The sequence below is a fragment of the uncultured Ruminococcus sp. genome (genome assembly GCF_934476685.1).
Taxonomy (GTDB): Bacteria; Bacillota; Clostridia; order Oscillospirales; family Ruminococcaceae; genus Hominimerdicola.
This window is the reverse complement of record NZ_CAKSNX010000015.1, coordinates 21,289-29,566: the sequence shown is the minus strand read 5'-3', so window position 1 is coordinate 29,566 and position 8,278 is coordinate 21,289. Positions and strand designations below refer to the sequence as shown.

The window sequence follows — 8,278 nt, the reverse complement described above, 5'->3', positions numbered from 1 at the left end:
AACTCTTTTTCCAAGCTTCTGCGTTTTTTATAGTTTTTTGTAACTTTTGTTGCCTTTATTGTGCGCCTTGGCGAAAAAGAATATGTTTTCACCTTATATAATAGATTGACCGTTCGTACAAGCCGAACGGTCTTTGCTATTATTCTGTTTATTCCGTTTCTGAGAAAAATTCCTTGCCTACTCCGCAGACCGGACATAAAAAGTCCTCAGGAAGATCTTCAAATTTTGTTCCGGGCGCTATTCCCATATCAGGCTCGCCCTTCTCCTCATCATATATCCAGCCGCATGGATCACATACATACTTTTTCATATCAGTGTACACCTCCGTTTATATATAGTGTACCCCTTATGATGTAATCTATTCACTGTCCGACGAGATCTGCTCTGTATTTTTCTCCTTTACCGCCACGGTAAGATCGCACCATTTGTTCTGACGATACCTTATTACGCCTGCCATAGCTGTAATAAACCATGTCAGACCTGTTGTGAGCCATATTGCCCACAGACCGATATTAAGTAAATGTATAAGCAGCAGAGGAAAACATATTCTGCCTGTTACCTCTACGCAGCCGTTTATCATTGCATATACTGCGTCACCTGCACCATTGAGCAGTCCTCTTGTAACGTAGATAGTGCCAAGGAAGAAATACATAAGGCTGGTTATCCTTATACCCTTTGCGCCAATATCAATTACATTTGATTCCTTTACGAACAACCTCATTATAGGTCTGCCGAAAATAAAGCATACTGCCAGCATAATGATACTGAAAGCTGCAACTATCATTATACTCTTTTTCAAAGCCGTTCTTACTCTGTCCTGCTTGCCTGCGCCCATATTCTGACCTGTGAATGTAGATACAGCTGCGCCAAGTGAACTATACGGCTGCTGAACAAGCTGTTCGATTCTGTTTGTTACAGTATATGCCGATACCGCTACCTCGTCAAAGCTGTTGACCACTCTCTGGAGTATTACGCAGGATATTGCTATAAGCATTCCCTGTGCAGCAAGAGGCATACCTATTTTAACGCACTGAGTTACAATGACCTTGTCGATCTTCAGATTTTCTTTCGTCAGTCTGAAATATGGGTTTCTTATAAATCCATAAATAAGGCTTGCCACAGCTGATACTGCCTGCGCTATTACCGTTGCCCATGCCGCTCCCTTTATTCCGTAACCGAGATAAATTACAAAAAGTACATCAAGCCCAACATTTATAAAGCTTGCTACTATAAGGAATATAAGCGGACTTTTCGAGTCGCCCAGCGCCCTCATTACCTGTGCAGAATAGTTGTAAAGCGCAACAGCAATATTTCCTCCGCAGATTATTTTCATATAATCCACCGCACCGTCTATCTGCGCTTTCGGCGTGTCAAGAAGCGTCAGTACAGGTCTTGCTATCAGTACACCCAGCACACTTATAAAAATACCGAACAGCGTAACTATGTAAAGTGAGTTTGCTACTGTGTTTTTTACTCTCCTGTCATTGCCTGCACCGAAATGCTGTGCCACTATTATTCCCGCTCCAACCGAAAGACCATTGCACAGCGAGAAAAACAAAAAGTTCAGCGAACCTGTACAGCCTATCGAGCCAAGTGCCGTTGCTCCCTCATGCTGTCCGACTATTGCACTGTCCGCAATATTATAGAACTGCTGAAACACATTTCCCAACAGCATAGGCAGCATAAATTTTATCAGCAGAGGCGTTTCCCTTCCTTTAGTCATATCCTTTACCAAAGCCATATTTATCATTCCTTTATACATTTTTCCTTACTTTTTGCGCCGAAAGACTGCTATTCTTTCAGGCTATAAAAGTATATCACCGACAGTAAAAACTTAAACATACTTTTTATATCCAAATTGTAAAAAAAGATTAATTTCACACCGAAAACTTTTAAAATTTTAAACCTTTTGATTTTTCATCTCTTTTTATTGACAAAGGGTTTTGTATATTATATAATTATATCATCATTCAAGAGTATAAATATTTGAATATTATAATAATTTTATCAGGAGGAAAATTCAGATGAAAACTGCCTTTGAAAACAACAGGCTATCTATCCGCAGCGGCAATTCCATGCTGTGGATAGATCCTTGGGGCGAAAGCTCTTTCAGAGTGAGAATGACCGCCGCTCCCGAAATGGATAAAAACGACTGGGCGCTTGACGAACCTGTAAAAGAGTGCGTCTGCGAATACCGCAGCGAAACTGTCGATACCACCGACCCATGGTATAAGTCAGACGAATATTCACAGTATCATCAGAGCGGAGTAAATCACTATCTTACCAACGGAAAGCTTACCGTCAAAGTCAACTATGAAGGCTGGATAAGCTTTTACAATCAGAAAGGTGAACTTCTTACCGAGGAATACTGGAGAAACCGAAACCGTATCAACAGATACTGCGTCCCTCTCCGTATCGACGCAAGAGAGCTGAAATGCCATATAGGTTCAACAGATTATGAACTTTTTGCACGCTTTGAAGCTTTTGATGACGAAAAGATATTCGGTATGGGTCAGTATCAGGACGACCGCCTTGACAAAAAAGGTTCTTATCTTGAACTTTGCCACAGAAACAGTCAGGCAAGCGTTCCGTTCTATATCTCCAGCAGAGGCTACGGTTTTCTCTGGAACAACCCTGCTGTCGGCACAGTTGCTTTCGGAAACAACAAGACAGAATGGTATGCAAAAAGCACAAAGAAACTCGATTATTTCATAACGGCAGGCGACACCCCTGCGGAGATAGCCGAGCATTATGCCGATGCCACAGGTCATTCCCCGAAAATGCCTGAATACGGTCTTGGCTACTGGCAGTGCAAACTGAGATACCGCAATCAGCAGGAGATACTTGACGTTGCAAGAGAACATAAGCGCAGAGGTCTGCCTATGGACGCTATCGTCGTGGATTTCTTCCATTGGACAAGACAGGGCGATTTCAAATTTGAGCCGAGAGATTGGCAGGATCCTAAAGCAATGGTCAGTGAACTTAAAGAAATGGGTATCGAAACCGTTGTTTCCGTATGGCCGACCATTGATGAACAGAGCGAGAATTTCGGCGAAATGGCTGATAACGGCTATCTCGTTGCCGCCGACAGAGGAAACGGTCTGCATATGACATGGATGGGCAACACCATTTTCTATGATGCTACTAACCCCGACGCACAGAAATTCGTGTGGGAAAGATGCAAAGAAAACTACTATGATTTCGGCATACGCTGTTTCTGGCTCGATGAGGCTGAACCTGAGTATGGTCCTTATGATTTCGATAATATCAGATACTACGCAGGACCTGCTCTTCAATGCACAAACATCTATCCTAAAATGTATGCAAAAGGTTTCTATGACGGTCTTAAAGCCGCAGGGGAAACTGAGATACTCAGCCTTGTGCGCTGCGCATGGGCAGGCAGTCAGAAATACGGCGTACTTACATGGTCGGGTGATATCCACTCCTCATTCCGCTCAATGAAACAGCAGCTTCAGGCTGGTCTTAGTATGTGTACAGCAGGTATCCCATGGTGGACATCTGATATAGGCGGTTTTCTCGGCGGAGATATTTCCGACGAAAAATTCAGAGAACTGCTAGTCCGCTGGTTTGAATGGGGCGCATTCTGCCCTGTTTTCAGAATGCACGGAGAACGTTCACCTTGGTATGAAAGAGAGCAGGAATACATAGACGGCGTAAGACAGCTCACCTCAGGACAGGATAACGAGGTGTGGAGCTTTGGCGAAGATAACTACGAGATACTGAAAAAGTACCTCTTCATCAGAGAAAAACTCCGCCCTTATATAAGGAAGCATATGGACATCGCAAGCGAAAAAGGCGTTGCGATCATGCGTCCCCTTTTCTTTGACTTCCCTGCCGATAAAAAGGCACTGGAAACAGAAGATGAGTATATGTTCGGCAGCGATATTCTCTGCGCTCCTGTAACGGACGAGGGCGCAAGAGAAAAGACAGTCTACCTGCCGTCAGGCGAAAGCTGGGTATATGACTTCACAGGTGAAACTTTTGAGGGCGGACAGACCGTTACCGTCCCCGCACCACTTGACATTATCCCGCTGTTCACAAGAAAAGGCTCTGACATCAAAATATACTAAGATATTTTGATATATCCGACAGCAAAACAGACCGCATATTCGCTATGAATATGCGGTCTGTTGATTTTTAAGCTTTTTTATTTAGCTATTTAGCCTTGTAAGTGAATGTAACTTCCATAGTTGAAACTGATCCGCTGTAATCAATTATAACAGGAGCAGCATTTGAAAGATCTCCGCCTTCTATCCTGCCGTCATCGGGAACTGCATTTACCCACTGATTGTAGATATTTACTCTTGTGCAAAGTCCGTCATCTGAACAGGTATAGCCGTCTGCAATAAAGTCAACAGGCTCATCATTGATCTTTATTTCGTCTATGGTGGCGATATAGTCAGGATAAAGCTTTTCGCCGTTGGCGATTCCAAGAGCCGAAAACGCAAATCCCCTTGCATTGTTGCCCGACATATCAAGCTTTACTGTGTATGTTCCCTCGCCGTCTATAACTGCATTGTCAGCAACAACTCCATCGCTCTTTGACGCAGGATCATAGTCATCACCAACGCTGTAAACTACCGAGTAATCTGAACTCTGATACATTATCCAAGCTACCGCTGTGTTTTCGTCAGCCTGCGGTGCTGTATCGTCAGTTAATTTTTCAGGTGCTGCCGCAAGAGTTTCTTCAATTCTTTTTGCAGCCGCAGCAGCCTCTTCCTCCTGACTCATAGAGGACTGTGAAGAAAAGCTTCTTCTCTGGAATATTTCAGCAATGGTATCATCTCTCATTGCGAGCTGGTTTCTTGAGAAGAAATCACTGCAGTCCCAAAGCATAGGACAGAAATTATAAGCATCGCAGTTATCGAGAAGATTTTCAAAGAACTTATCTGTATCAGCCTTTACATCTCCGCCGTTGGTCAGTACAGCATATTCGCCGATAATGATTCCGTATCCCTCTTCTGAATATCTTGTCATCATCTTGAAAAGTCTGTCCTGCTCCTGATAATCGGATTGAGTTCCCCAATGTGAACGTCCCTTTGTTCCGCAGTAATCCCATGGGGTGTAGTAGTGAACTGAAAGCAGCAGCTTGCTCTTAGCCGTATCAGTCGGCATCTTAAAACTCTTTCGGCAGGTCATTGTGATGTCGGTGTTATAACCGGCTATCAGCAGAAAACGCTGTTCATTATTTCCGCCTGTGGAACGTATCGTGTCAACGAACTTCTGGTTGATCTCGTTCGTTTTATCATAACATTCCTGCTGTGAAAGCGCACCCGAATTTGAGCATACGTCCGTGTCATTAAGCCTGTCACCAAGCTCCTCGTTCGCCGACTCGAAAATAAGTCTGTCGGAATATTTCTTGTATCTTTCAGCTATCTGAGTCCACATGGAAACGTACATATCCATTGCCTTTTCCCTGTCGCTTTCCTCAGACGAACCGAACATTCCCCACCAGCTGCCGTCCCAGTGATCGTTTATGATAACATACATATCCGCATTAAGACCGTAGTTGATTATCTCCTCTATCCTGTCAAGATAGGCTTCATTTATGGTGTAATCTCCGCTTTCATAATCCATTGCATTCGTCCATGCAACAGGCACTCTGAGGGAATCGAAACCGCTTGCTTTCATTCCGTCTATCATTTCCTGTGTGGTAACAGGCTGTCCCCACAGGGTTTCAAAGCTTGTCGGATCTGTATCGATGGAATAGCTCTTATGACCGTAAGCCTCCATAGTGTTTCCGAGATTTATGCCGTTGCCCATAAGATGAACAAGCTCGTTTGCAGTAAGATCCTTGTTTATACTGCCGTCGTCAGAAGTTTCGATCACCTTTGCCTTGCTGTCAGTATTCTCACTCTTGCTTGATGAATCGCTGCTGTCTGAACAGCCTGTCAGAAATGCGGCACAGGTCATTACCGCCGCTGTCAGCAAAGATATACAGCTATTTCTTTTCATACTTTTCCCTCCGTAAGTTATTTCATAAATGTAAATTCTTCAAATTCAAAAAGCGGCTTGTTCTCAAAATACTGCGCCGTCCAGCCCTCTACTCCGTGTTCCGCCTTAAAGAATATGGAATGTACTCCCGTCAGAGCCTTTACCGCAGCGGTATATACTCCGTCCGCCGTACCGATCTCACATTCTCCCAGCAGTTCGCCGTCCTCACAGCCGTCAGCATATATTTTAAGCTTTGTTTTCGTACCCATACCCCTGACCTTTACAGCCAGTTTCATTGTCTTTGTGGAATAGTCGTTCCCGAAATCAAAATACTTGTATCCCATAACATTTCCGTCTGTTATATTCACAATACTGCGTGTAAATATATCCTTTTCGGTGATAAAACAGCCGCCTTTCAGAACGCAGGCTATCTCAGCAGGTGTTATCTTATACGGATTTAACGACTCCTCAAAACCAAGAGAGGTCATTTCCACAGGCGGTATAGTTCCGTCGGGCAGTATCTCTATTTTCTCCACGCAGGCTCTTCTCGACATTATGGTATTGTTAGTCATTCTGTGGTAGAAAATATACCATTGTCCGTTTATGCAGCAGACCGAGCCGTGATTATTTCCGCCTGGATAATCCACACCATTATCAACGATATATCCACGATATGTAAAAGGTCCTTGTGGCTTGTCTGACGTTGCATATGCAAGCCTGCTGCCTCTGCACGGCGAGTAGATGAGATAATATGTGCCGTTGATTTTTCTCGGTGAGCTTGCCTCAAAAAATCTCTGCTCCTGCGGTGCGCTGTCGCTGTCGTCTATAACTCCCCTGCGGTAGCTGCCCTTGATTATCTCATACATATTCTGCGGATCTATCTCATTGAAATTCGATTCCGTAAAGCCGTAATAAATATACACCCTGCCGTCATCGTCCACAAGAACACCTGCGTCATTGTATATTCCGTCATCACCTGCGTCCTCCGCAAGATACTTATACTCCGACAGCAGTTCAAAAGGGCCTTCTGGTCTGTCTGATACTCCAACACAGCCTTTAGAACCGACTATATAAGCGTAAAGATAATACTTTCCGTTCTTTTCAATAACATCGGGGGCAAAAAGTCTGTGATCTGTACGTTCCTCCGTATCAGACTTGTGGTCACGGTCGGGACGAGTGTGAAAGCTGTGTCCGTGGCACTGCCAGTTGTTAAGATCATTCAAAGGTGCAGACCATACTTTCAGCTTGTTATCGCAGAAATCACTTTCTGCAGCATTGTCGTGCGAGCCGTAAAGATATACTCTGTCACCGAAAACTCTGGGTTCTCCGTCGGGGATATACTCCCAAAGCGGTAAAATAGGATTTGCCATAATGTCCTCCATATATAGATAAAATAAAAAGTTGTATACTCTATAATAAAAGTATACAACTTCTTATCAGCCGTTTCAATATCACATATAGTCAAAAGAGGTGACATTTTGTGCATTTGCCGCTTTAAACAATTTGATCTATAACCCTTTTCTGTACTCAGTGGGAGTTTTTCCGCAGCGTTCCTTGAACTGCCGCATAAAACTGTAAGCGTTTGAATATCCGCAGCTCTCCGCTATCTCGCTAACCGTCAGAGAAGTAGAAGTAAGCAGCCGCTTTGCCTTTTCTGTACGGCTTATGATAAGGTCTGTGATAGCGCTCACGCCGAATATTTTTTTATAAAGGTGCTGAAAACCCGAACGGCTCATGCCCGCTTCCTGCGCAAGCCTGTCTATACCTGTGATATATTCGGGGGTATTGTATATCCTCGTGCGTATGTAAACAAGAGCCGTGTTTTTTTGTGCAAAAGCGTCAGACGAAACTGCTCCCTGACTTTTGAGTATGCGGCTAAGCTTCATAAAGAATATCTCGGTATATCTCCGCTCTACCTCCGCCCTGTATTCCTCCGCCGAATAATGTTCATAGGTCATAATGTGCAGGATATGCGATATTTCCTCCGCACTGCCCAGATAGACAGGTACGTCAACAGGCAGTCCAAGCCTTTTGAAAAATTCCGCATCATTTTCATCTGCGTCAAAATATATCCAGTCATCTGTATACACATCACCTAAAGCGTGATATCTGCACTGCGTCTTAGGGGAATATATGATATATGAATTTGCCGCTGTTTCATACCTTTTACCGCCTGCCCATACTACCGCAGGAGTTTTTATCAGCAGAAAAAGCCAGCAGCCGTTGCCGTCAGGTCTGTCCATAACAAATTCTTTCCCGTGAGAATGATTATAGCCTATCGAACCTATCTTCATATTTTCCCCTCCCAGCCTTATGGAAATAT

The 8,278-nt window shown here is 43.9% G+C and carries 6 protein-coding genes; 1 reads left to right on the top strand and 5 read right to left on the bottom strand.

Annotated elements, in window-relative coordinates; genetic code table 11:
* Nucleotides 1-148: 148 nt before the first annotated feature.
* Both rd and Q0E19_RS10665 read right to left on the bottom strand, forming a co-directional pair.
* Nucleotides 149-310: a rubredoxin gene (rd, locus tag Q0E19_RS10670; RefSeq protein WP_294409502.1), complete on the bottom strand. Its 162-nt coding sequence runs from the start codon at nt 308-310 to the stop codon at nt 149-151.
* 48 nt (nt 311-358) lie between these two features.
* Entirely contained in the window at nt 359-1,762 is a 1,404-nt protein-coding gene (locus Q0E19_RS10665) for an MATE family efflux transporter (protein ID WP_294409501.1), read from the bottom strand.
* Between the two features lie 262 nt (nt 1,763-2,024).
* Here Q0E19_RS10665 and Q0E19_RS10660 point away from each other — a divergent pair, with 262 nt between their 5' ends.
* Nucleotides 2,025-4,091 (top strand): TIM-barrel domain-containing protein, encoded by a 2,067-nt coding sequence (locus tag Q0E19_RS10660; RefSeq protein ID WP_294409500.1) that lies wholly within the window; start codon nt 2,025-2,027, stop codon nt 4,089-4,091.
* An 85-nt stretch (nt 4,092-4,176) separates the two neighbouring features.
* Here the strand turns inward: Q0E19_RS10660 and Q0E19_RS10655 are convergent, their stop codons facing one another.
* The 3 genes from Q0E19_RS10655 to Q0E19_RS10645 all read right to left on the bottom strand — a co-directional run bounded on the left by Q0E19_RS10655 (nt 4,177) and on the right by Q0E19_RS10645 (nt 8,249).
* Complete coding sequence (locus Q0E19_RS10655) at nt 4,177-5,976, bottom strand: glycoside hydrolase family 5 protein (RefSeq protein WP_294409498.1); 1,800 nt, start codon at nt 5,974-5,976, stop codon at nt 4,177-4,179.
* A 17-nt stretch (nt 5,977-5,993) separates the two neighbouring features.
* Nucleotides 5,994-7,325, bottom strand: coding sequence for a family 43 glycosylhydrolase (locus tag Q0E19_RS10650; RefSeq protein ID WP_294409497.1), 1,332 nt, complete (start codon nt 7,323-7,325; stop codon nt 5,994-5,996).
* Between the two features lie 138 nt (nt 7,326-7,463).
* Nucleotides 7,464-8,249, bottom strand: coding sequence for an AraC family transcriptional regulator (locus Q0E19_RS10645; protein WP_294409495.1), 786 nt, complete (start codon nt 8,247-8,249; stop codon nt 7,464-7,466).
* Nucleotides 8,250-8,278 lie beyond the last annotated feature (29 nt).

Bases quoted from the DNA above. Each gene is read 5' to 3' on its own strand.
- rd (WP_294409502.1), bottom strand. From the start codon at position 310: ATGAAAAAGTATGTATGTGATCCATGCGGCTGGATATATGATGAGGAG.
- Q0E19_RS10665 (WP_294409501.1), bottom strand. From the start codon at position 1,762: ATGTATAAAGGAATGATAAATATGGCTTTGGTAAAGGATATGACTAAA.
- Q0E19_RS10660 (WP_294409500.1), top strand. From the start codon at position 2,025: ATGAAAACTGCCTTTGAAAACAACAGGCTATCTATCCGCAGCGGCAAT.
- Q0E19_RS10655 (WP_294409498.1), bottom strand. From the start codon at position 5,976: ATGAAAAGAAATAGCTGTATATCTTTGCTGACAGCGGCGGTAATGACC.
- Q0E19_RS10650 (WP_294409497.1), bottom strand. From the start codon at position 7,325: ATGGCAAATCCTATTTTACCGCTTTGGGAGTATATCCCCGACGGAGAA.
- Q0E19_RS10645 (WP_294409495.1), bottom strand. From the start codon at position 8,249: ATGAAGATAGGTTCGATAGGCTATAATCATTCTCACGGGAAAGAATTT.